At 74.5% G+C, this 21,764-nt stretch carries 16 protein-coding genes; 6 read left to right on the plus strand and 10 right to left on the minus strand.

The features are described 5' to 3' along the window. Positions 1-16 precede the first annotated feature (16 nt). From ABT112_RS27145 to ABT112_RS27155, 3 genes are read right to left on the minus strand one after another with little or no spacing between them, the layout of a single operon-like run. Positions 17-4,306, minus strand: a complete 4,290-nt coding sequence (locus tag ABT112_RS27145) for a TIGR02680 family protein (protein WP_351513902.1) — start codon at positions 4,304-4,306, stop codon at positions 17-19. Next, a complete protein-coding gene (locus ABT112_RS27150) occupies positions 4,303-5,565 on the minus strand; it encodes a TIGR02678 family protein (RefSeq protein ID WP_351513904.1) in 1,263 nt (420 codons plus the stop codon). Before ABT112_RS27150 ends, ABT112_RS27145 begins: the two co-directional genes overlap by 4 nt. After that, complete coding sequence (locus ABT112_RS27155) at positions 5,562-7,085, minus strand: TIGR02677 family protein (protein ID WP_351513905.1); 1,524 nt, start codon at positions 7,083-7,085, stop codon at positions 5,562-5,564. Before ABT112_RS27155 ends, ABT112_RS27150 begins: the two co-directional genes overlap by 4 nt. Positions 7,086-7,299: 214 nt before the next feature. On the opposite strand from ABT112_RS27155, the gene lpdA reads away from it, so the two are divergent. Next, positions 7,300-8,700, plus strand: coding sequence for a dihydrolipoyl dehydrogenase (gene lpdA / locus ABT112_RS27160; RefSeq protein WP_351513907.1), 1,401 nt, complete (start codon positions 7,300-7,302; stop codon positions 8,698-8,700). Between the two features lie 179 nt (positions 8,701-8,879). On the opposite strand, the gene ABT112_RS27165 is transcribed toward lpdA, so the two are convergent. Continuing rightward, the gene (locus tag ABT112_RS27165) at positions 8,880-9,395 is read right to left on the minus strand and encodes a pyridoxamine 5'-phosphate oxidase family protein (RefSeq protein WP_351513909.1); all 516 of its coding nucleotides are present in this window, start codon (positions 9,393-9,395) and stop codon (positions 8,880-8,882) included. A 216-nt stretch (positions 9,396-9,611) separates the two neighbouring features. Continuing rightward, a complete protein-coding gene (locus ABT112_RS27170) occupies positions 9,612-10,562 on the minus strand; it encodes an NAD-dependent epimerase/dehydratase family protein (RefSeq protein WP_351513911.1) in 951 nt (316 codons plus the stop codon). A 347-nt stretch (positions 10,563-10,909) separates the two neighbouring features. Between ABT112_RS27170 and ABT112_RS27175 the strand changes: the two genes are divergently transcribed. The 4 genes from ABT112_RS27175 (at position 10,910) to ABT112_RS27190 (ending at position 15,487) form a co-directional block, all read left to right on the plus strand. Continuing rightward, a complete protein-coding gene (locus tag ABT112_RS27175; RefSeq protein WP_351513913.1) occupies positions 10,910-11,752 on the plus strand; it encodes a DMT family transporter in 843 nt (280 codons plus the stop codon). Between the two features lie 149 nt (positions 11,753-11,901). Beyond that, positions 11,902-12,759, plus strand: coding sequence for a YhjD/YihY/BrkB family envelope integrity protein (locus ABT112_RS27180; protein WP_351513915.1), 858 nt, complete (start codon positions 11,902-11,904; stop codon positions 12,757-12,759). 380 nt (positions 12,760-13,139) lie between these two features. Then, positions 13,140-13,997 carry an amidohydrolase family protein gene (locus ABT112_RS27185; protein ID WP_351513940.1) on the plus strand — a complete coding sequence of 286 codons (858 nt, stop codon included), beginning with the start codon at positions 13,140-13,142 and terminating at the stop codon, positions 13,995-13,997. 173 nt (positions 13,998-14,170) lie between these two features. After that, positions 14,171-15,487, plus strand: coding sequence for a phosphoinositide-specific phospholipase C-related protein (locus ABT112_RS27190; protein WP_502975462.1), 1,317 nt, complete (start codon positions 14,171-14,173; stop codon positions 15,485-15,487). Positions 15,488-15,526: 39 nt separating this feature from the next. Here the strand turns inward: ABT112_RS27190 and ABT112_RS27195 are convergent, their stop codons facing one another. The 4 genes from ABT112_RS27195 to ABT112_RS27210 all read right to left on the minus strand — a co-directional run bounded on the left by ABT112_RS27195 (position 15,527) and on the right by ABT112_RS27210 (position 19,795). Beyond that, positions 15,527-16,471, minus strand: a complete 945-nt coding sequence (locus tag ABT112_RS27195; protein ID WP_351513918.1) for an aldo/keto reductase — start codon at positions 16,469-16,471, stop codon at positions 15,527-15,529. A gap of 237 nt (positions 16,472-16,708) precedes the next feature. Beyond that, positions 16,709-18,244: a superantigen-like protein SSL4 gene (locus ABT112_RS27200; protein ID WP_351513920.1), complete on the minus strand. Its 1,536-nt coding sequence runs from the start codon at positions 18,242-18,244 to the stop codon at positions 16,709-16,711. Between the two features lie 281 nt (positions 18,245-18,525). Next, positions 18,526-18,933, minus strand: a complete 408-nt coding sequence (locus ABT112_RS27205) for a hypothetical protein (RefSeq protein ID WP_351513922.1) — start codon at positions 18,931-18,933, stop codon at positions 18,526-18,528. 373 nt (positions 18,934-19,306) lie between these two features. Further along, on the minus strand, positions 19,307-19,795 hold the full coding sequence (locus ABT112_RS27210) for a GNAT family N-acetyltransferase (RefSeq protein WP_351513923.1): 489 nt from the start codon (positions 19,793-19,795) through the stop codon (positions 19,307-19,309). Between the two features lie 234 nt (positions 19,796-20,029). Here ABT112_RS27210 and ABT112_RS27215 point away from each other — a divergent pair, with 234 nt between their 5' ends. After that, complete coding sequence (locus tag ABT112_RS27215) at positions 20,030-20,539, plus strand: pyridoxamine 5'-phosphate oxidase family protein (protein ID WP_351513925.1); 510 nt, start codon at positions 20,030-20,032, stop codon at positions 20,537-20,539. A 43-nt stretch (positions 20,540-20,582) separates the two neighbouring features. Here ABT112_RS27215 and ABT112_RS27220 read toward each other — a convergent pair whose 3' ends face one another. Then, entirely contained in the window at positions 20,583-21,713 is a 1,131-nt protein-coding gene (locus tag ABT112_RS27220; protein WP_351513927.1) for a methyltransferase, read from the minus strand. Positions 21,714-21,764 lie beyond the last annotated feature (51 nt).

Here is a 21,764-nt window from a genome sequence, read left to right on the forward strand (position 1 = left end):
CCGCACGGCCGGGGCCTCATTCGTCGGCCGGGTCCTCGGGCCGCAGGTCGCCGCCGCTCCAGACGAACCGGGCGCTGGTCACCGCGTCGTCGCCGTCCCCGGTGATCAGCTGGTGGACGGCGATGCCGTCCAGCTCGCGGTAGGTGCACCACTCGTGGTCCGAGGTGAGCACCAGGTCGAGGTCGAGGGCCCCGAGGAGGCCGAACACCTGGCCGCGGTTGGCGGTGTCGACGCCCGCGAAGACCTCGTCCAGCAGGATCAGCCGGGGCGCCTCCGGCACGGCCTGGTAGTGCGCGGCCACCGCGGCGAACAGCGGCAGATGCAGCGCGATCGCCTTCTCCCCGCCGGACAGCGCGCCGTGCAGCTTCTTGGTCAGCAACTGCCTGCCCGAGCCGTTCGAGCGGTCGAGTTCCACGACGAACTGGTGCCAGGCGGGGTAGTTCAGGACTTCGGAGAGCTGCTCCTCCCAGGTGGCGGCGGTGTTGCGGGCCTTGGCCTCCTCGATGCGGCTGCGCAGGAACGCGTGCAGGGTGGCGCGGCCGGTCTCGCCGATCGTGGCCGGGTCCGCCAGCAGCAGGTCGCGGGCGGTCCGGATGTCCGGCGGCAGGTCGGGGTGGACCTGCCACACCAGCCGGACGGCCACGTCCGAGGCGGTGCGCACCCGGCCCAGATGGGCGTTCATCGTGTCGACCAGCTCATTGGCCTGCCGTATCCGGGCCGCCAGATGGCGCCGGACGTCGCCCTCGAGGGCCGTCTCGAACAGTGTCCGCTCGGCCGTGCCGATGTGCTCCCGGCGCTGTTCCCGCTCGGCGATGAGCGCGGCGTGGAGCCGGGCCGCGCCGATCGGCGTCCCGTCCAGCGCGGCGGTGAGCACCGCGGTGGCGCCGTGGGTCTCCAGACCGAGCTCCGCGCGGGCCCCGAGGGAGGGCCGGCAGGTGTGCAGCGCCTCGGTCAGCCGGCCCAGCTCCTCGGTGGTCTCCTCCGGCCCGTGGGCCAGGGACGGCCAGGCCTCCGCGGTGTCCCGGGCGGCCGCGAGGAGGGCGGGGATGCCGTCGTCGGCCGCGCAGGCCAGCGGGATGTCGGCGTCCTCCGCGAAGCCGCGGAGGCACAGCTGCCGGAAGTGCTCGGCCGCACCGTCGCGTACGGCGACGGCGGCGTCGCGGCGGCCGATGTCCTCGGCCGTGGTGACCCCCAGGGCGCCAATGCGCTCCGCCAGGTTCACCAGGTGGGCGGAGAGCTCCTCCGTCTCGCGCCGGGCCACTGCCAGGGCTTCGCGCGACTCGCCGATCCGCGCGGCGACCCGGCCGTGGCTCTCACCGGCGGCACCCTCCGCAGCCTCCAGGGTGGCGGCCAGGGAACGGGCCCGGGACTCGGCGGCCTCGGCCCGGGCGAGGTGTTCCTCGGCGCGTGCCCGGGACCGGCCGGCCCGGTCGCGGGCGTCCGCGGCGGCCCGGAGTCCGTCCCGGAGCCGGAGCTGGGCGTCCAGCCAGCGGTCGCCCGACTCCTGCAGCGCCGCGACGGCGGACTCCAGGGTGTCCAGGGCCCCGTGCTCGGCGGGCAGACCGTGCGGTTCGGCGGCCGAGCCGAGCGCGCGCAGGGCCCCGGCGACCTCCTGTTCGCGGGCCTCCAGCCGGGTGACGGCGGCGCGGACCGCGTCGTCCCGGGAGGAGAGCAGGGATTCCGCGCGGTCCCAGCGGCGCTTCGCGGCCCGGAGCCGGCGGGGGTTCGGGCGCGCCCTGCGGTCCGCCGCGAGGCGTTCCCGGCGCTGCTGGAGCTGGTGCAGTTCCTCGTCGAGTTCACCGATGAGCGCGGTCACCGTGTCGAGCCGTTCGAGGAGTTCCGCTATCCGCCGCCTGCGGGTCCGCTCGCGGGCGGGGGCGCCGATGTGGGCGGCCTCCTCCTTGCTCCAGGTGCCGGTCATCCCGGCCAGCCGCCAGCTGCCGTCCGCGCCGACCGCCACCGGGTGTCCGGCGGGGAGCGCCGGGCCGTGGGCGATGGCGGCGAGCAACTGCCGGACCCGCTCCGTGGGGACGGCGGTGCCGGGCTCGGGCCGGAGCACATCGAGCAGGGACGGCCCGTCGACGGGGGTGACGGACTCCGGGTGGGCCAGGACGTCGTGGCCGGGGGCCGTGACCTCTCCGTGGGTGCCCACCCAGGCGTCGAGGAGGCCACAGGCCTGGAGCGCCGCCTCGACGCCCGCCCGGACCCCGTCGGGCACCTCGTCGTGGAAGGCGACCAGCCGCCACAGCGGTGCGCCGTCCATGGTGGACCGGACGGCGGTCCGGGTGGCCGGTGCGGTGGGCGGCAGATCCGTCTGGCGGCCCAGGAGTTCGACACCGGCGGTCAGCCGGCCCCGCTCCTGCCGGGCGTCCCGGAGGGCCGCCCGGGCCGCCGTCTCGCTCGCGGTCAGCTCCGCCTCCACGGTGCGGGTGGCCTCCTCCGTCCCGGCCGACACCGCGCTCTCGGTCGCGGCGTGGGCCACCAGGTCGTCGAGGTCGGCGAAGCGCAGCTCGGCACAGCCCTCGGCCCACTCCCGCACCTGCTGGGCCTGTTCGCCCAGCGCCCGGTCGTAGACCCGGTCGCACTCCTCGCGCTCCCCGTGCGCCTCGGCCAGCCGCTCCCGGGCACCCTCCAACTCCGCTTCGGCCGCGCCGCGTTCGGCGACGGCCCGGTCCAGCCGGTCGGCGGCGCGCCGTACGGCCGCGATCCGCGCGGACCGCTCCCGCACCGCGTCCCGCAGCAGCCGGCGGGCGGTCCGGGCGCGCCCCTCGGCGGACGCGGACTCGGGGGCGCCGTCGGGAGCGGCGCCCTCCGGGGCGGACCCGGGCAGCGCCGCGGCTCCCTCCAGGGCGGACCCGGGCAGCGCCGCGGCTCCCTCCAGGGCGGACCCGGGCAGCGCCGCGGCTCCCTCCGGGGTGGGCCCGGCGCCTTCGCCGGGCTCCGCGGGCGCGCCGTCCGGTGTCCCGGCTCCCGGCGCGGCCGGCGAGCCGGGCGCCTCCAGGGCCGCTTCGAGCGCGGGGCACAGCGGCTCCAGACCGGCGCTCCGCGCGGCCTCCCGCACGGCGTCCAGTGCGGCCGCGACCTCCGCGGCCCGGGCCGCGGCGCTCCGCTGTGCCTCCTCGGCGAGCCGCTCGTCGCCCCCGCTCTCCCCGAGGCCGGCGTCGGCCTCCCGCCGCTGCCACACGGCGTCGGCACGGGCCTCCTCCGTCTGCCGGCGGAGCTGGTCGGCCTCGCCGCCCCGGCGGTACTCGGCGCTGTCCGTCAGCCCGTCGATGCCCGCTTCGAGCTGCTCGACGGCCTCGGTCAGCTCCTTTCTGCGCTGCTCCGCCGCGTCCCGCTCGGCGCGCGCCCGTTCGTGGCTCTCCTCGCTCCGCCGGGCCACCAGCGCGAGGTTCTCCAGCTCGGTGTCGGCGGAGAGCAGCCCGGACGCCGCGCCACGGAGCACCCGCCGGGCGTAGTCGCGCTGCCGGGCGGCCAGGGTGTCGGCCGCGGCGACTTCCTCGTCGAGCCGGCGCAGTTGTTCGCGCTCCTGGTCGAGCTGCTCGAATCCGTCGGCCAGTTCGGCGACCTCGGCGGTGCCGAGCGGCGGCAGGGCCTTGGACAGCAGGGACGACAGCAGGGAGGGGTCGAGGCGTTCGGAGAGCTTGGGGGTGCGCAGTTGCAGCAGGGCGGTGATGAGCGCCTCGTACCGCTGCTCGCTCAGGCGGGGGAAGAGGGTGCCGCGGACGGCGTCACGGTAGCCCTCCGGGCTCTCGTGGACCTCGCCGTGTCCGGCAAGGGCCTCGGCCAGTGCGGCCCGGGTGAGCGGCTGCCCCGCCGCGTTGACCAGGGGCAGGCCGCCGTCGACGGAGATCCGCTGGGTGGTCGTGAAGTAGTCGGCGTGCACCGCGCTGGTGTGCGCGCTGGCCTGCAGCCGCGCTCCGCAGCAGAACCAGGACCGCTCCTCGCCCCGCCCCCGGGTGAACTCCAGCCACACGTAGCCGACTCGGGTCTTGCCGGTGGTTCCGGAACCCATGAGGTTCCAGTGCATGGTGCGTTCGGAGCCGCCGAAGGTCGACAGCCGGTGCGGGCGCAGGCTCGCGTCGAACAGGTGGGGCAGCAGTACCTCGAGGGCCTTGGACTTGCCGGAGCCGTTCGGCCCGCGCAGCAGCAGCCGCCCGTCGTGGAAGGTGAACGTCTCGTCGTAGTAGCGCCAGACGTTGACGATGCCGGCGCGCGACGGCTGCCACCGGGACCCGGCCGGGGTCCCGGGGGCCGTTCCGTCCGCGGGTTCGGCCGCCGGTCGGGGGAGTTCCGTGATGCTCACCGAAGGTCCCCTTCCGGGGTGTGGGTCGTGGTGGAGGCGGGGTCCGTGCCCCGGTACCGGGCGGCGGCCGGACGGGCCGTCACCCGATGGTCCTCCGTGCGGCGGACCAGTGCAAAGTCGGTCAGGACGCGGACGGCGTCGTCAACGAGCCGGTTGACGCCACCGGGCGTCGAGAAGGTCTTCGCCCAGCGCGGGAAGCGGCGCAGCAGTTCCTCGGTGTCGCCGTAGAGCTCCTCGCGGCTGCGGCCGTGCGGGGAGGCCACGACGGGGTCGAGCAGGAGCAGCGCGGCGACGTTGGCGGTGCCGGAGTCGTCGGGGAAGGTGCTGTCGGTGGCGACGGCGTCCGGGTCGATCAGCAGCAGGCCCTCGGCCCGCTCCTCCAGGACGAACCCGGCCTGTTCCACGGCCCGGTGCACGGTGAGCCGGCCGGCCGGTGAGGCGAGGAATGCGTTCTCGTCCGCGGTCAGTTCGTCGCGGTAGAGCACCGGATCGTCGAAGAGCCGGCGGAGGACGGCGTGCCGCAGCCGCACGGTGCGCCGGGGCCCCTCGCCGGCGGCCGGGCCGCTGCCGGGCTCCGCCGCGGAGCCGCGGCCCTCCCCTGCCAGTCCGCCCAGCAGCTCGTCGAACCGGCGGGGCACCTCGTCGGCGGGGACGGCGCCCCGGGAGGGGCTGTTGGGGGCGGCGAGGAGCCGGTCCAGCAGGGTCGCGTCCACCCGGTAGAGCACCTGCGCCCCGGGGTCGTCCACGAAGCTCTCGGTGGCCCCGTCCACGACGTCCAGTGCCCCGGTGAACTCCAGCAGGCCCAGGGCGTCCACACAGGCCAGGCGCTCGGCCCGGTGCGCGGGGTCGAAGCCGGGGAGGGCCGGGTCGGCGGAGCTCGCCGCCGCCACCCGCTCGGTGAGCAGGCCGATGGTGATCACCGGTACGGGCAGCAGCTCGGCGGCGAGCAGGCACAGCAGGACGTAGCGACGGCGGTCGAACGGTGCCCGGCCCGCCCGCTGCCGCCGGGCGGGGCGGGTCGCGTCGGCGTCGGGCCGCACCTTCAGCAGGCGCGCGTAGCCGCGCCGGGGTTCCACCGAGAGGGCCCAGCCGCAGTGGTAGTCGAACCACTTGGTGAGGGGTTCCCGGCGGCGCCGGATCACGTCGAAGGCGTCCGGGTCGGTCCGGCCGGTGACCAGGGGGGTGCGCAGCAGGGCCTTGATGCCCCGCGCGACGTCCTCCCGCTCGGCGACGACGAGTTGGTTGCTGAGGTTGCTCATTCCGCTGCCTCCGGGGCGCCGGCGGTGCGCGGGGACGGCACCGGGGCGCCGCCCGACGGGCGGACCTCGACGAGGTAGTCGGGGCCCTCCAGGCTGCCGTGCGGGGTGCGCAGCACCGCGGTCCGGCCGTCGGCCGCGTCCCGCAGCACCACCTCGACGCGTCCGTCGCCGGTGCTGCCGCGGCGGGCTCCGGTGCTGTCGGGAGGGGTGGAGAGCGCGCGGCCGAGCAGGTCGAGCAGCCGGTCGAACACCCCGTGCTCCAGCCCGCCGAAGTCGGAGAGGCGGACCGGTCCGTCGGTGCGCAGCAGGTCCCAGGCCGCTTCGAGTTCGGCCCGCTCGTGCCGGGCGCGTTCGGCGCGGGCCGCCTTGATGCCGGCGACGTCGCGCACCCGGGCGGTCCGGGTGAACCGCTCGGTCCGGCCGCTGCTGCGCAGCAGCGACGACACTTCGACGGGCTGGGCGGAGGCCCAGCTCTCGGCCGGGGAGATGAGCTCGGGGTCGGGGTGACAGAGGTGGGCGTGGCGGGCGGAGGTGAGGCCGAAGGCCGCCGCCCAGAGCCGGTGCAGTTCCTCCTCGCCCGGCGCGGCGGCGAACCACCGGGCCAGTTCGCGGAAGTCCTGGTCGGTGGTGGCGGAGGGGCGGCGTGGATCCGTGATGCGGTCGAGCATATGCAGCAGGGTAAGGACCGCCTGCCGGGCGGCGTCATGCAGCCGCTGGATACGGGCCGGTGTGCCGTCGATCGGCCGGAACCAGGCCCGCAGCAGCTCCCATTGCTCGCGGCGCCGCTCCAGCCAGGCGGCTTCGGCGTCCTCGCCCCCGTGCGGTGGCGGTTGCGCACCGCGCAGGGCCCGTGCGTGCAGCACGGCCACGCCGCGTTCCTCGATGCGGGCGACGGCCGACGCCAGGGCGGGCAGCCGTTGCTCCGGACCGGTCGGGAACTCCTGTACGTGGGGCACCGTCGCGGTCCTTGACGCGTGGACGTCGTCCGGCCCCGCCCCGGCGGCCCGGACCGGGCGCCGCGGTCCGCCGTCGGACGCCGCGGTGTTGGCGTCCAGCGCCGCCAGCTGCGCCTCCAGCTCGGTGAGGGCGGCGAAGATCCGTCCGTCGGCCGTGGCGGGCCCGTCCAGCAGCCGCCCCAGCTCGTCCAGCCGGGCTGCGACGGCGTCGAGCATCGTGAGATCCGGGGCGCCGGCGGCGGCCGGCATGCCCAGGACATGCCGGACTCCGGCGATGGCTGCCTCCCCGTGCGAGGTCGGGGCGTACCGGACAGCGCCACGCCCGTGCTCCGCACCGTCCCCGCAAGGCTCCAGCAGCCCCCACGCGCGGAGCCGGTCGAGGGCGGCCGCCAGGTCCGGCTCCGGCATCGCGCCGGGACCGTCCCCACCGCCCGCCGCCTGCCGGATGACGTCCGTCCCGAGCGCGGTCCCCCGGTGCTCCCCGGCGGTGGCGAGCACCTGGAGGACCGCTGCGTCCAGTCCGGCCCGACTGCCGGGCGCGAACCGGAACATGTCCGTCGGCACGTTGCGTAGCGGCTCCATCCTCTGTCCCTTTCGTCCGGGCGCCGGCCCCCGCGTCCTCATCCACGCCCTCACCCGGGGACCACCGTACGAGGAGCCACCGACAGCCACGCCGCGATCACCCGATCCGGCGGCACACCGGACGTGACGTGGCTCGCATGTGCCGATTGCGCGCTGATCCGGCGCGAAATGTCCGGCGCGGCATAGGCTGCCGGTCATGAGCGCACACTTTGACGTGGTGGTTCTGGGCGCCGGTCCCGGCGGATACGTGGCAGCGATCAGGGCCGCCCAACTCGGCCTGAGCACGGCGATCGTGGAGGAGCGGTACTGGGGCGGCGTCTGCCTGAACGTGGGCTGCATCCCGTCCAAGGCCCTGCTGCGCAACGCCGAACTGGCGCACCTGTTCACCCAGGAGGCGAAGGCGTTCGGCATCCGCGTCGACGGCACGGTCACCTTCGACTACGAGGCGGCGTACACCCGCAGCCGCAAGGTGGCCGACGGGCGCGTCAAGGGCGTGCACTACCTGATGAAGAAGAACGGGATCACCAAGTACGAGGGCGTGGGCAGCTTCACGGACGACCACACCCTCCAGGTCGCGCTCTCCGACGGCGGCACCGAGTCCGTCACCTTCGGCCACTGCGTCATCGCGGCCGGCGCCACGACGAAGCTGCTGCCCGGCACCTCGCTGAGCGAACGGGTCGTCACCTACGAGGAGCAGATCCTCAGCTCCGAGCTCCCCGGCAGCATCGTGATCGCGGGCGCGGGCGCCATCGGTGTCGAGTTCGCCTATGTGATGCGCAGCTACGGGGTCGAGGTCACGCTGGTGGAGTTCCTGGACCGGATCGTCCCGCTGGAGGACGAGGAGGTCTCGGCCGAGCTCTCGAAGCGCTTCCGCAAGCTGGGCGTCAATGTGCTGACCTCCACCCGGGTGGAGGCGATCGACGACTCCGGGGACCGGGTCCGGGTCATGGTGACCACCGGCGGCCAGCGGCAGACACTGGAGGCCGACAAGGTGCTGCAGGCCATCGGCTTCCAGCCGCGGGTCGGCGGCTACGGGCTGAAGAACACCGGGGTCCGGCTGACCGAGCGGGGTGCGATCGACGTCGACGCCCGCTGCCGCACGAATGTGCCGCACATCTTCGCCATCGGCGATGTCACGGCGAAGCTGATGCTCGCGCACGCGGCGGAGGCCATGGGCATCGTCGCGGCGGAGACCATCGCGGGCGCCGAGACCATGGAGCTCGACTACGTGATGATTCCGCGCGCCACCTACTGCCAGCCGCAGATCGCCAGCTTCGGCTGGACGGAGGCGCAGGCGCGTGAGCAGGGGTTCGACGTCCGGGTGGCGAAGTTCCCCTTCACCGCGAACGGCAAGTCGCACGGTCTCGGCGACACCGCGGGCTTTGTGAAGATCCTCAGCGACGCCCGGTACGGGGAGCTCCTCGGCGCCCATCTCATCGGGCCCGAGGTGACGGAGCTCCTCCCGGAGCTGACGCTGGCCCAGCAGTGGGACCTGACCGTCCATGAGGTGGCCCGCAATGTGCACGGGCACCCGACTCTCGGCGAGGCGGTGAAGGAGGCCGTGCACGGGCTGGCGGGACACATGATCAACATGTAGCGGCGGATGCGGTCGCGGGGCGGCGCTCCCGTCCCGCGACCCGGCATCCCGGCATCCCGGCATCCCGTGCGATGCCCTACGGCCCGCATCGCACACCGGTGACGGCCGGCCGCCGCCGGGACCGCGCGGACCCCCGCGACCCGGCGGGCACGGGCCCGATCGGGCTCCGTCCCGGTGCGTCAGCCCGTTCCGAAGCGCCACCGGGTCTGGCTGTACTCGCCCTTGCGGAAGGCGAACACCGTCGCGGGCGCGACCTCGTAGACCAGGGCCCGGCCGCCCTGGCCGACGAACGCCCCGTCCCGGACGTCGAAGTGCCACTCGCTGCCGTACTTCGCCTCGTAGGCGTCGGCGACACGCCGCAGCCGGGTGTCGTCGCCCAGCTGTACGGCCTCGCCCTCGACCACCAGGTCGACGCCTTCGTTCAGGGCGTTGCGCCCGGTGGTGAGCGCACAACGGGTGTTCCGGGCGAGGTTCCGCGCCTTGCGCTCCTCGGTGCCGGTGCAGAAGTACAGCGCGTCGTCGAGCCAGACGGCCAGCAGCGGGGTGACATGGGGGCGTCCGTCCGGGCGTACCGTCGACAGCCAGAACAGCTCTGCGCTCTCCAGGCCCTCCAGGGCCTCCGCCCACGGGGTCGGGGCCGCGCCGGGGATGCTGTACCGGGCGTCCAGCTCGGCGACCGGTCGGGTGACCGCCATGGTGCTCTCCTCTCGTGCGGCCGGTGACCTCGCGCGGTGGGCGGACGCCGGCCGCCCACCCGGCCCCGGCCGTGGGGTGTCCGGACCGGACCATGGTGGCAGCCGGGCCGTGGCCGGACGCGGATGCCGCGCGGGTCGGGCCCGGACGCCGCGACCGCCTGTCAGGCTCCCGACCGCCTGTCGGGCCCCGACCGGCCGTCAGACCCCGATCCGCCGTCAGGCCTCGGCGAGCAGGCTGCGGTACCAGGCGAGAGTGGTGTCCAGGGCGTCCTCCAGCGGCACCGGGCGCGCGCCGAAGGCGGTCTCGAAGGCGGAGGAGTCCATGATCTGCGGCTCGGTGTGCTGGTAGAAGAGCTCGGCGTACTCGTTCATGAACACCTCGTCGAACGGCCCGAACGGCCGCGCCTCGGGCAGCACCACGGTCTGCAGCGGGCGCCCGGTCCGCTGTTCGATGAGGGCGTGGATCTCCCGGGTGGTGCGGGCGGGGGCGGTGGGCAGGTGCCAGACCCGGCCGTCGGCGTCGTCGCGTTCGCCCAGGGTGGCCAGGCCTCTCGCGACGTCACCGATGTAGGTGTGGCTGTGCGGCAGGTCGATGTCGCCGAGGGCCAGGACGTCCCCGCCGGTGAGTGCGCCGGGGAACACCGCGCCGCCGAGCGTGGAGTTGAGGACCCCGGGGCCGACGAAGTCCGCCGCCCGGCCGAGCACCACACGGGCCCGGCCCTCCCGGTGCGCGGCGAGGTAGTTCTCGTCCAGCCGGGCCCGCATCCGGCCCTTGCGGGTGGTGGCCCGCCACGGGGTGTCCTCGGTCATGACCGCTCCCCCGGTGTTGCCGTACGGGTAGAGGGTGTCGAGCACCACGAGCTTGGCGCCCTCGGCCTCGGCCGCGGCCAGGATCGCCTGCTGGATGCCGGGCAGCAGTTCGGTCTGCAGGTGATAGGCGACGTTGACGCAGTGATGGACGACGGCGGCGCCCGCGACGGCGGCCCGGGCCTGCCCGGGGTCCCGGACATCGGCGGCGCGCCGCTCGACACCCGGCAGGTCGGGGCCTTCGGCCCGGCGGTCGACCAGACGGACCGGGTGGCCCCGGCGGACGAGCTCCCCGGCCAGGGCGGTTCCGGCCGGCCCCGAACCGAGGACGACGTGCAGTTCTTCACGGGCAGCGGACATGGGGTCTCCTTCGTCGGGGCGGGCGGGCGCGTCCGGCGGACCGCGTGCGGGGCGGGCATGACGGCCCGTCCCGCGATCGCCTGCGGTCCGCGGCGACCGTGACCGCGGAGTTACGGCTAATCGCTTTCGTTATAAGCTCTAACAGTCATGGACTGTAGCACCATCACCCCAGGAGCGCACCCCCGTTCGGCGGTGCGTTCCCCGGGACCCGGCCGGCTGTCGGGGGCCGCGGACGTTCGCAGGTGGCCGGGCGGACCGCGGGGGTGGGGCGCGCAGCCGGGGTGGCGCGCCGGGGCCGACCGCCCCGCCTCCGCCGTGCGCCGGGACAATGGCTCTACGGTCGGCACATGGGAGTCGGAGTGGTGTTCGCGCTCTGCGCCTCCGTCTGCATGGGCACCGCCACGGTGATGCAGGCCATGGGCGCGCGCATGGCGGCCGACGAGTCCTCGGGCAGTGGCGTGAGTACGCTGCTGCTGGCCCTGCGGCGGCTGCCGTTCATCGCCGGCATCGGACTCGACATGCTGGGTTTCGCCGCGGAGCTGGTGTCCCTGCGCACGCTGCCGATCTTCGTCGTCGAAGCGGCGCTCGCCTCGTCCCTCGCGGTGACCGCCGTGGTGGCGTCGCGGGTCCTGCACATCAGGCTGCGCCGGACGGAGTGGACCGCGGTCGTCACCGTGTGCTGCGGTCTGGCGCTGCTGGCCGTCGCGGCGGGCCGGGAGGGCAAGGGCGACGGCGACGAGACGCTCCGGCTGGCCACCCTGTGCGCGTCGGTCGGATTCGCGGTGGTGGGCTGGGTGGTGTCGCGCCGCCTCCAGCACAGCCGGGCCGCCGTTCTCGGGCTGATCGCCGGGCTGAGCTTCGGGCTCGTCGCCCTGGGAGTGCGGATGCTGCCCGGGTTCGGCGTCGGCGAACTGCTCACCGAGCCCTCGACGTACACCGTGATCATCTCCGGGATCACCGGCTTCCTGTACCTCGTCGACGCCCTGCAGTCGGGGTCGGTGACCGCGGCCACGGCGGCCATGGTGATCGGGGAGAGCGTGGGTCCGGCGGTGTTCGGGGTCGCCTGGCTCGGGGACTCGACCCGGCACGGGTACGCACCGGTGGCCACCCTCGGCTTCGTGCTCTCGATCGGCAGCGCGCTCGCCCTCGCCCGCTTCGGCGAGGCGGAGCAGCAGACGGCCACGTCCTGAACGCCGTGGGCCCGTACCGGTGTGACGCCCCCACGGCCCCTCCCCCGGCCGCCGTTCGGGGACTCCGGACAGCCGCCGGCTCCCCGAGAACCGTGAGGGTCCGGACAGCCCCCGGCTCCCCGAGAACCGTGAGGGGGTGAGCGACACCCATGCCCGAGAGGACTCCCGGCGATGCGGGTCACGGGTCGTTCACCGAACGCCTGTACCGCGCGTTCCACCTCTCGCCCGCCGGGCGGGGCTGGCGGCACGCCGGGGAGCTGGAACTGATGCAGCGTTCGATGGGGTTCGCCGCTCTCGGCTTCCTCACCCTGGTGCCGCTGCTGATCGTGGTCGCCGCGGCGGATCCGGCGAACGGGCGGGGGTTCGCGGAGTGGCTGGGCGACGGCCTGGGGGTGTCGAAGGGCGCGCAGCAGGAGGTCGAGCAGCTGTTCACGAAGCCGCGTCAGGCTCTGGAGTCCACCACGGCGTTCGGCCTCGCGGCCCTCGCCGTGTTCGGTCTGACCTTCGGGTCGGCGGTGCAGACCGGTTACGAGCGGGTGTGGGAACTGCCTCCGGCCCGCTGGCACACCATGTGGCGGCACCTGGTGTGGGTCGCCATGCTGATCGGCTATCTCTTCCTGTCCGCCCACTTCACGCTGGAGCCCGAGTCGTCCGGCCGGGTGGCGGAGACGTTCTGGCGGTTCCTCGTCGCCGTCACGAGCGCGGTGCTCTTCTTCTGGTGGTCCCAGCGGCTGCTGCTCGGCGGCCGGGTGGGCTGGGGCGCGCTGCTGCCGGGCGCGGTGGCGACCGTGATCGGCCTGCTCGGGCTGCGGGTGTTCTCCCGGCTGGTCTTCTCCCCGCTGATCGCGTCCAACGCGGTCAGCTACGGGCCGATCGGCACGGTGCTGGTGATCCAGTCCTGGCTGGTCGGGGTGGGGGTCGTCGTCTTCGGCGGGTCGCTCGTCGGCCGGCTGCTGCACGAGGAGGGGCCGCGGCTGCTGGACAGGCTGCGGCGCCGCGACCGCTGAGGGGTCCTTGCACGATGAGCGTCCGATGAGGTCGCGTGGTGCATCGCGAGGCGCCGGAGAGAAGTGCGGTGCCGGACCGCGCGACCCGGGCGGGCGCAGTGCGCGAGCCTCTCGAACCGGGACCCGGGCGGCTGCCCGGCGCGACGGCTCCTCTAGGGTCGGCTCTTTCGGACCGATCCAGGGTCGGGCTTCCGGACCGGTCCAGGGGGCCGGGCTTCCGGACCGGCCCGACGCGAGGGGGGCTGGACGTGTGTCGTCCCGGAGGGTCAGCGCAGGAGTACGGCAGCGGTCGCGCGGCGGCCCGTGACGGCCGGCGGAGCGGCGGCGTTCCCGGCCGCGGCGCGGCGGACGGCGGGGCGCCGGACCCGGAGGCCGAGCGGGTGACGGCGTTCCGCCGCGCGCTGGGGCTCCCCGGCCTGATCGACGTCCACACGCACTTCATGCCGGAGCGGGTCCTGGCCAAGGTCTGGGCCTACTTCGACGCGGCCGGGCCGCTGACCGGCCGCCCCTGGCCGATCACCTACCGCGGGGACGAGGACGAACGACTGGCCCGGCTGCGGTCGTTCGGCGTCCGCGCGTTCACATCGATGATCTATCCGCACAAGCCGGGCATGGCGGAGTGGCTCAACGGCTGGGCCGCCGGCTTCGCCGCCCGCACCCCCGACTGCCTGCACACGGCCACCTTCTTCCCGGAGCCGGACGCCGCCCGCTACACCACCGAGGCGGTCGAGGCGGGCGCCCGGGTGTTCAAGTCCCATCTCCAGGTCGGGGCGTACGACCCCAACGACCCGCTGCTGGACGGGGTCTGGGGGCTGCTCCAGGACGCGGGCCTCCCGGTGGTCACGCACTGCGGCTCGGGGCCCGTCCCCGGCCCGCACACCGGGCCCGGCCCGGTCGGCGCCCTGCTCGCCCGCTTCCCCCGGCTGCGGATCGTGGTCGCCCACATGGGCATGCCCGAGTACGGGGACTTCCTGGACCTGGCCGTCCGCCATCCGTCCGTGCGTCTGGACACCACGATGGCCTTCACGGATTTCAGCGAGGAGAAGGCACCGTTCCCGGCCGGACTGCTGCCGCGGCTGCGGGAGCTGCAGGACCGCATCCTGCTCGGCACCGACTTCCCGAACATCCCCTACCCGTACGGCCACGCCCTGGACGCCCTCGCCCGGCTGGACCTCGGCGACGACTGGCTACGGGCGGTGTGTCACGGCAACGCCGGCCGGCTGTTCGGCATCGGCTGAGCCCGTCTCCGGTCCCCGGCCACCGGCATCCGTTCCCGGGTTTTCGGTGCCGGTCTCTGGCGCTCCGGCCCTCGATCGAGTGTCATGTTCCCGTCGAGCTACCCGAGGGAGTCGGTGTGCGCTTACTGCGAGCGGTGTGCGGGGCGGTGGCGGCCGTATCCGCCGCGTCGTTGATGACGGCGCCGGGGGCGGCGGCCCGGCCGACGGGCCCGCCGGCCGGGAGGGTGTACGTCCAGAGCGCGGTCAACGGCCTCAACGCCTCCGACAGCGGGGGCTCGATCGCCCTGCACCGGCCGCAGGGCAACGAGGACCGCCAGCAGTGGAACGTCGCCCCCGTGAGCGGCGGACGCCATGAGCTGCGCAGCGCGGACGATCCGGCCCGCTGCCTCGGGCGGAGCGGCGACCGGGCCGTGACCGTCGCGTGCGGCGGGGCGGACGCCGGCTGGGAGATCGCACCGGCCGGGAACGGCCGGTTCTCCCTCGCCGTGCCCGGCACCGGGAACCGGCTCGCGCTCGGCGAGCGGCCCAGCGGCGGCAGCTTCCCGGACCAGCCGCGGATCGGCGGCGGCGGGGACCTCGCCCACTGGTTCCTCACCCCGGCGCCGCTCCCCACGGCCGCGATGCCGCCGGCCGACCGGCGCACCCTCGACCAGGTCACCTTCCTCACCGCGCACAACGCCTACGCGAACGGCGTGGACGGCGGGTTCGCACCGCCCATCGTCAACGCCTTCCCCAACCAGAAGCGGGGCATCGAGCAACAACTCGCGGACGGGGTCCGGGGGTTCATGCTGGACGTTCATCAGACGCCGGACGGCGCGATCCTGTGCCACAACAGCTGCACGCTGGTCTCCCGCCCGGTCGCCCTCTGGGTCGATCTGCAGCGCATCGTGAACTTCCTGCGCCGCAACCCGGGCCAGTTCGCCACGGTGTTCCTGGAAGACTACGTCTCGGCGGAGGTGCTGCGCGGCGAACTGGAGCGGGTCGACGGCCTGTCGGACGTGCTCTACCGGCCGGACCGGGAGGGCGTGCACCAGCAGGGCTGGCCGCGGATGGCGGATCTCGCCCGGCGCGGCAAGCAGTTGCTGATCTTCACCGACCGGACCCGTGCGCAGGACGCCGGAGGCCCGGCCCGCAGCGACTTCGGGGTGCTCTACCAGCAGGAGTGGACCGTCGAGAACCACTGGTCGATGGGCCCGGGGGTGGGCACGTCCAACTGGGCCTGCTACAGCCGCTGGTACGGCGGTGACCTCAACGTTCCGCTCACCCGGGAGGACGGCGCGTTCCGGCCGCTGTTCGTGATGAACCACTTCCGGGACGTCCCCATCACCGCCACCGCGTCGCTGGACAACAGCCGGCTGCTGAACCGGGCGGAGAACTTCTGTGCCCCGGCCGCCCGGAAGAAACCGAACTTCCTGGCCGTGGACCATTACGACCGGGGTTCCGCCCAGTCGGCCGTGGACCGGCTCAACACCTACACGGTGACGCCCTGAGCTTCCGGCTCCCCCGGGCGCGGTGACGGAGCCGGCCCTTCACCGCGTCCCGCCGGAGCCGGAGCCTGAGTCGGTGCCGGTGCCGGTGCCCGTGCCCGTGCCGGTGTCGGTGTCGGTGCCGGTGTCGCCCGCGGCATCCAGCAGTGCCGTCTCCGCGTCGTCCAGCACGAGGCCGGCCGCCGCGGCGGAATCCCGCACGGTCGCCGGCCGACTGGCACCCGGAATCGGCACGACGACGGGCGACTTGGCGAGCATCCAGGCCAGGCAGACCCGGTACGGACTGACGCCGCGAGCCTCGGCGACCCGCGCGAAGGGCGCGTAGGGGGATCCGGGCTCCCCCGCCCGTGCGATTCCGCCCAGCGGACGCCAGGGCAGAAAGGCGATGCCACGCTCCGCGCAGAGCTCCAGCTCGGGTTCGCTGGAGCGGAAGTCCGGGGCGAACTGGTTCTGCACGGCGGCGAGCCGACCGCCCAGGATGTCGTCGGCCAGCCGGATCTGCTCCGGATCGGCATTGGAGATCCCGACCATCCGCACCTTCCCCGCGTCGAGCAGATCGCGGAACGCCCCGATCGACTCGGCGTACGGCACCCGCGGGTCCGGGCGGTGGAACTGGTAGAGCCCGATGGCCTCGACCCCGAGCCGGCGCAGTGAGCCCTCGCAGGCGCGCCGGAGGTGCTCGGGGGTGCCGTCGAGGGTCCAGGAGCCGTCCGGGTGGCGCACGTGGCCGCCCTTGGTGGCGACCATGACCTCGCGCCCGCGCGCGTGCCCGGCCAGCGCCCTGGCGATCAGCGTCTCGTTGTGCCCCACCGCGTCGGTGCCCAGCTGATAGGCGTCCGCGGTGTCGATCAGGGTCACCCCGGCGTCGAGCGCCGCGTGCACCGTGGCGAGCGACCGCTCCTCGTCGGGCCGCCCCTCGACCGACATGGGCATCGCACCCAGGCCGATCGCACTGACCTCGACGTCACCGATGCGGCGGATCTGCATGAGCTGATGCCTCTCTTCGAGCCGGGACGCCCGCGGGGCACGGCGCGCCGCCCCAGCCTCGCGCCGCCTCCCGGGGACTGTCCAGCCGATATCCCGGTGTCGGTCGGCCTCAGTCACTGAGCCGAGGCCGCGCTGCCCGACCGTGGGGCCCAGCGGCCCAGTGCCCGCCTGCCCGGCAGCGGAACGACCGCGTCCACCGGAGTGGCGGGCGCGGGGCTCCGGGAGCCGGCGGGTCGGCTACGACGTGTGGGTCTGGGGGTGCTGGGGCTGCTCGGGTGTCCCGCCGGTGGGCTCCTCGGGTGTGCCCGGAGTCTGCGGCTGTTGGGTCCCGGTCTCCTCGGCCGTCGGCGGCGTCCGGGTCTCCTCCTGCGAACGCCCCGGGGTGCTCTCGGGCGTGTCTCCGGGAGTGGATGCGGAGGGCTTCCCCGACGGGCCGCCCGGGGTGCTCTCGGACGGCGCGCGCGACGCCGGGGAGTCCGGGCACTCGGGCCGACGGGCCGACCGGCTCTTCAGGCCCGTCACGGCCGGCTGCTTGCAGACATGGGCCTTGAGCTCGTTGAAGGCCTTGATGATCTGCGCTCGTGACTCGGTGCCGTTCTGCAGGTAGGTGTTGAGCAGGTGGAGGGTGATGGCGTCCCGGGGGTCCAGTGAATCCGCCGAGGGCTGTGTTCCGGTGGAGTCCACGGTGGACCTGAGCAGTGGGCTGATGATGTTGATGGCGTCCCCGCGGAGCAGCACGTACTTGCTGTCGTCACCTTCCAGCGAGGATCGGGTCTCGTCCCCGAAAGGTGGTGCGATGTAGAGCACCCCGACCGGGGAGGGCCCGGGAGGCATGCCTTCCCGCTCCCGCGCCGCCACGACTTCCTTGTCCAGATCCTGCTTGGCCTGGCGGACCGGGAAGCCGCCCTCGCTGTGGCTGATGAGGATGACCGGCTTCCCGGCCTGCAGTGCCGCCCTCCCTTGTTTCATCAGGGCGGGATAGGCCGTGTTCTCCTGCGCCTTCTCCTCGTTTCCGCCGTACTGGTACAGCAGTCCGGGCAGTTTCCTGAGGAAGACATCCGCGCCGATCGCCTCGGCGGTCCCGCCCGCGGGGACGCCCTGTCTCCGGACCAGCATGTCGACGTAGCTCTTGACCTCCGGAATCGTCTGCTGATCCCTGACCACCCGGCCCATCGCCTGACCGTTCGCGAAGCGCAGGGCGGCGTCCATCGCGCTGACGTTGTACGCCTGGTCGACCTGCTGACCGACGGCACCACCGAGTGCGGTGGCGGCGTCCTGGGCCTCCTGCCCCGTGTTGAGAACCCCATTGCCGAAGATCGCCGTGACCTCCCGCGATGCGCCCGGACTCGGCTGGGCCGCCCGCCCCGGGGGCCGCGCCCCGGCACCGTCGGCTCCACCGGGCGCCTTGTCGTTCCGCCCGGAGGGAGCGGGGACGGTCACCACCTGACCGGCCCGAGCCCGCTCGCCCAGCGCCCGGTCGTTCGCCTGCGACTCCGCCATGCCGCCGGGCCGCTTCCACTGACGGACGTGCGAAGCGAGCACCTCGCCGAGGATGGCGTCCTGGTCCACCCCGGCATCCCGGGCGGTGGCCATGGCGTCGGCGAGCTTCTGGAAGGCGGGCAGCACCTCGTCCTCCGGAAGGCGCTGCTCGGTGGCGCGCAGACGCTCTTCGAGCGCCTCTCGGGCGGAATCCGGCGTCGGCGGCTTCTCCTCCCCCGACGTGCATGCCGCGAGGAGAGCGCCACAGAGGCAGACGGTCAGCACACCCCTCACCGGTGCGAAGCTCCGGCCGCGTCTGCCGGGGTAACGACGGCATGACTGCAGCACCTTCATGCCGTCAAACTGCCACGGCACATGCGGCGGCGCCCGGTGGCAGCCGCCGAACGGCGGCGGGGCACCCATGGACGCATCGATTCCGCGCAGCCCCTACCTCCAGTTGCCCTGACAAACCGGGCAGCGCGTCCGAGGCCCATCGGCGGGAGGAGGAACTGCTCCGGGCAGCCGGCGCGGCCCCGCGGGCGAGGCGCTGTCCCGGTCCCGGAGCCGCCGTCCGCTCAGCCGGCGACCGTGTGCGGTTCCGGCCGGGTGGTGCCGCGGAGTTCGAGCCGCAGCTGCACCTCCTGGTCGCCGGGGACGGTGTGGCCTTCCTCGGTCACTCCGAACGCCCTGCCCAGGGACTCGACGATGTCGTGCACGGCCCGTTCGCTGCCGAAGAGGTCGGCGGTGACCGCGCCGCGCAGCGCCGGCGGGGGACCCGGCTCGCCGTGGCGGCGTACGTCGAAGGTGCCGATCCACACCATCGGGTTGGCCCGCGTGTGGCTCTTCACGCAGTGCTCCTCGGCCTCCCGGTCCATGGGCGCCGGGAAGGCCGCCCGCAGGGCGTCGAAGACCAGGTCCGCGTCCTCGGGAGCGCAGTCGGTGAGGTGGACGCTGACGTGGGCGGAATGCTGCAGGGTGGTCATCGCCATCACTCCTCTGGAAAGGCCCGCCCCGCCGTGGCGGAACGCCTCGGGCCCGGATCCGCGGATGCCCACTCCCCTGCTGCGGGCGAGGGGTTCCCGTACAGGCCTGCCGGGGCCCGGCGGCCCTGCTCCCGGGTCTCTTCCGATCGTGTGCTCACCCGCGGAACCGTGTCAACCGATGGCGTGCCCCGGGCCCGCTGCCCCGGGGCACGGGCCCTCGGCCGGCGTCCGCACGGCCTCGGGCCCTTCCTTTCCCCGCCGTCACCCGGCCCCGCCGCCGGGACGCCGGGACGGGCCGCGGAGAGCCGTGCGGCGGCGTCCTCCGGCCCCGCGCCGGGTGATCGGAAGGGGCGGCACACGGCAGTACAGCAGGTCAGAGCATGCGGTACATGACGTGCAGGCCCACGTAACCCTTCTCCGGGTGCCGGAAGGCCTCCGGCAGGGTGCCCACCACCTCGAAGCCGAGGGAGCGCCACAGCGCGACCGCCCGGGTGTTGGTCTCCACCACCGCGTTGAACTGCATCGAGCGGTAGCCCTCCGCCCGCGCCCAGTCCAGGACGTACTCCCCCAGCGCCCGCCCCACGCCGCGTCCGGCGTGTCCCGGGGCGACCATGAAACTCGCGCTCGCGACGTGCGACGCGGGGCCCATGTGGTTGGGGTTCATCTTGGCCGAGCCGAGGACGGTGCCGTCGGGGTCGACGGCGACCACCGTGCGGCTCGGCGGGGCCAGGCACCACATCTCCCGGGCCTGCTCCTCGCTCACGTCCCGGGGCCAGGTGTAGGTGTCCCCGGCGGCGACGATGGGCCGGAGGAACGCCCAGATCGCGGGCCAGTCCTCCGGGGTTGCTTCTCTGATCAGCATATGGCCCAGCATGGTCGCTCACATGCGGGAAAGCGACTGTTTTCCGGCGCTCCCCGAGCGTGCGGGCGTTCCGGTGCACCTTCCGCGGTACGAGGGGATCCGTCCACCCGGCCCGGGAGCCTCCGGCCCCGCGGGAGCGCTCGTCCGGAGCCGCGGAGGAGTCGTCCGGAGCCCCGGAGGACTCGCCGGGAATCAACGACAGAGGATGTCCGGTATCCCGGCAATCCTGGAGCCATGGCAACCGATTGGACCGACTTCCAGGCGGCGGAGCCCGGCTTCGCCGAGACCGTCCGTACCCGCTTCCAGCAGCACAAGCACCATGTCCTGGCCACCGTGCGCCGGGACGGGTCCCCCCGCACCTCCGGCACCGAAGTGGAATTCCGCTTCGGCGGGATGTGGCTCGGCATGATGCCGGACTCGCGCAAGGCCCTCGACCTGCGGCGCGATCCGCGGTTCGCGGTGATGGCGAACCCCGGGCCGGACACCTCGATGGGCGGTGGTGACGTACGGGTCGGGGGCCGCGCCGTCGAGGTGACGGATCCCGAGGTGAAGGTCCGCTTCACCGAGAAGGTGGAGGTGCCGCCCGGGCCGTTCCACCTCTTCCGGGCGGACCTCACCGAAGTGGTGCGGACCTTCGTCGACGGCGAGGAGCTGGTCGTGCAGGTGTGGCGGCCCGGCGCTCCGCTGCGCACCCTCCGGCGGGCCAACGACGACAGCCCGCCGCGGGAGGACCCGCGGCCGTAGCGGACGGGCGGAGCCCGGCCCGGCGGGATGTGCCGGACAGGCCCTACCGGGCGACGAGCCGCCAGAGCGACGTCACCTCCGCCGCGCGCGCCGCGTGCAGCGGGTCCGTGGGGTCGGCCGCCCGCCGGTGGACGGGGCGGGTGTCCAGGCGGCCCGCCACCGCGAGGCCCGCGCCGTGGACGGCGTCGAGCAGTTCGCCGCGGGACCGCAGCCCCAGGTGCTCGGCGAGGTCCGAGATGATCAGCCAGCCCTCGCCGCCCGGCTCCAGGTGCGCCGTCAGCCCGTTCAGAAAGCCGCGCAGCATCCGGCTCCCGGGGTCGTAGACGGCGTGTTCGAGCGGGGTGGCGGGCCGGGCGGGCAGCCACGGCGGGTTGCAGACGACGAGCGGGGCCCGGCCGGGCGGGAAGAGATCCGCCGCCAGCACCTCGGTGCGGTCCGCGCAGCCCAGCCGGGCCAGGTTCTCGCGCGCGCAGTCCAGGGCGCGCGGGTCCCGGTCCGTCGCGACGACCCGCTCCACCCCGCGGCGGGCGAGCACCGCGGCCAGCACGCCCGTCCCGGTGCCGATGTCGAAGGCCCGGGTGCGCGCGGGTAACGGCGCTTCGGCCACCAGCCGTACGTATTCGCCGCGCACCGGCGAGAACACCCCGTGGTGCGGGTGGACGCGGTCGCCCAGCGCCGGAACGTCCACGCCCCGGCGGCGCCACTCGTGGGCCCCGATCAGCCCGAGCAGTTCGCGCAGCGGCACCACCGACGGGCCGGCGCCCGGCTCCCCGTACGCCTCGGCACACGCCCGCCGCACGTCGGGCGCCCGGCGCAGCGGGATGTCGTAGCCGGGGTCCAGCGGCACCAGGAGCATGCCGAGGACGCGCGCCCGCCGGGACTGCTCCTGACGGTGCCGGCGGAAGGCCTCGGCGGAGGGGAGGTCCGGCGGGAAAGCCGCGGCGCGGCGCCCCCGGGACTCCATGCGGCGCCCCATCGCGCGCAGCAGCTGCCGCGCGTTGTGGAAGTCCCCACGCCACAGCAGGGCGGTGCCCTCGCAGGCCAGCCGGTGGGCGAGCGCGGCCCGCATCCGGTCGTCCGCGACGGTCACCCGCCGCGGCGGGGGCGCTCCGGCCGCCGACCGCCAGCAGGCGGACCGGGGCTCGGCTCCTTCGGTCCAGTGAACGGCTTGCACCGGCTCATGATCGTCACAACAGGTCCGGACAGCAAGGGGTTTTTCGCACCA

It is taken from the genome of Streptomyces sp. NPDC002055 (assembly GCF_040296705.1).
Classification (GTDB): Bacteria; Actinomycetota; Actinomycetes; order Streptomycetales; family Streptomycetaceae; genus Streptomyces.

Excerpts from the sequence above, each read along its gene's own strand:
- ABT112_RS27180 (WP_351513915.1), top strand. The coding sequence starts at position 11,902 with ATGCCCGAGAGGACTCCCGGCGATGCGGGTCACGGGTCGTTCACCGAA.
- ABT112_RS27210 (WP_351513923.1), bottom strand. The coding sequence starts at position 19,795 with ATGCTGATCAGAGAAGCAACCCCGGAGGACTGGCCCGCGATCTGGGCG.
- ABT112_RS27195 (WP_351513918.1), bottom strand. The coding sequence starts at position 16,471 with ATGCAGATCCGCCGCATCGGTGACGTCGAGGTCAGTGCGATCGGCCTG.
- ABT112_RS27190 (WP_502975462.1), top strand. The coding sequence starts at position 14,171 with ATGACGGCGCCGGGGGCGGCGGCCCGGCCGACGGGCCCGCCGGCCGGG.
- ABT112_RS27165 (WP_351513909.1), bottom strand. The coding sequence starts at position 9,395 with ATGGCGGTCACCCGACCGGTCGCCGAGCTGGACGCCCGGTACAGCATC.
- ABT112_RS27215 (WP_351513925.1), top strand. The coding sequence starts at position 20,030 with ATGGCAACCGATTGGACCGACTTCCAGGCGGCGGAGCCCGGCTTCGCC.
- ABT112_RS27150 (WP_351513904.1), bottom strand. The coding sequence starts at position 5,565 with ATGAGCAACCTCAGCAACCAACTCGTCGTCGCCGAGCGGGAGGACGTC.
- ABT112_RS27205 (WP_351513922.1), bottom strand. The coding sequence starts at position 18,933 with ATGACCACCCTGCAGCATTCCGCCCACGTCAGCGTCCACCTCACCGAC.
- ABT112_RS27175 (WP_351513913.1), top strand. The coding sequence starts at position 10,910 with ATGGGAGTCGGAGTGGTGTTCGCGCTCTGCGCCTCCGTCTGCATGGGC.
- ABT112_RS27170 (WP_351513911.1), bottom strand. The coding sequence starts at position 10,562 with ATGTCCGCTGCCCGTGAAGAACTGCACGTCGTCCTCGGTTCGGGGCCG.
- lpdA (WP_351513907.1), top strand. The coding sequence starts at position 7,300 with ATGAGCGCACACTTTGACGTGGTGGTTCTGGGCGCCGGTCCCGGCGGA.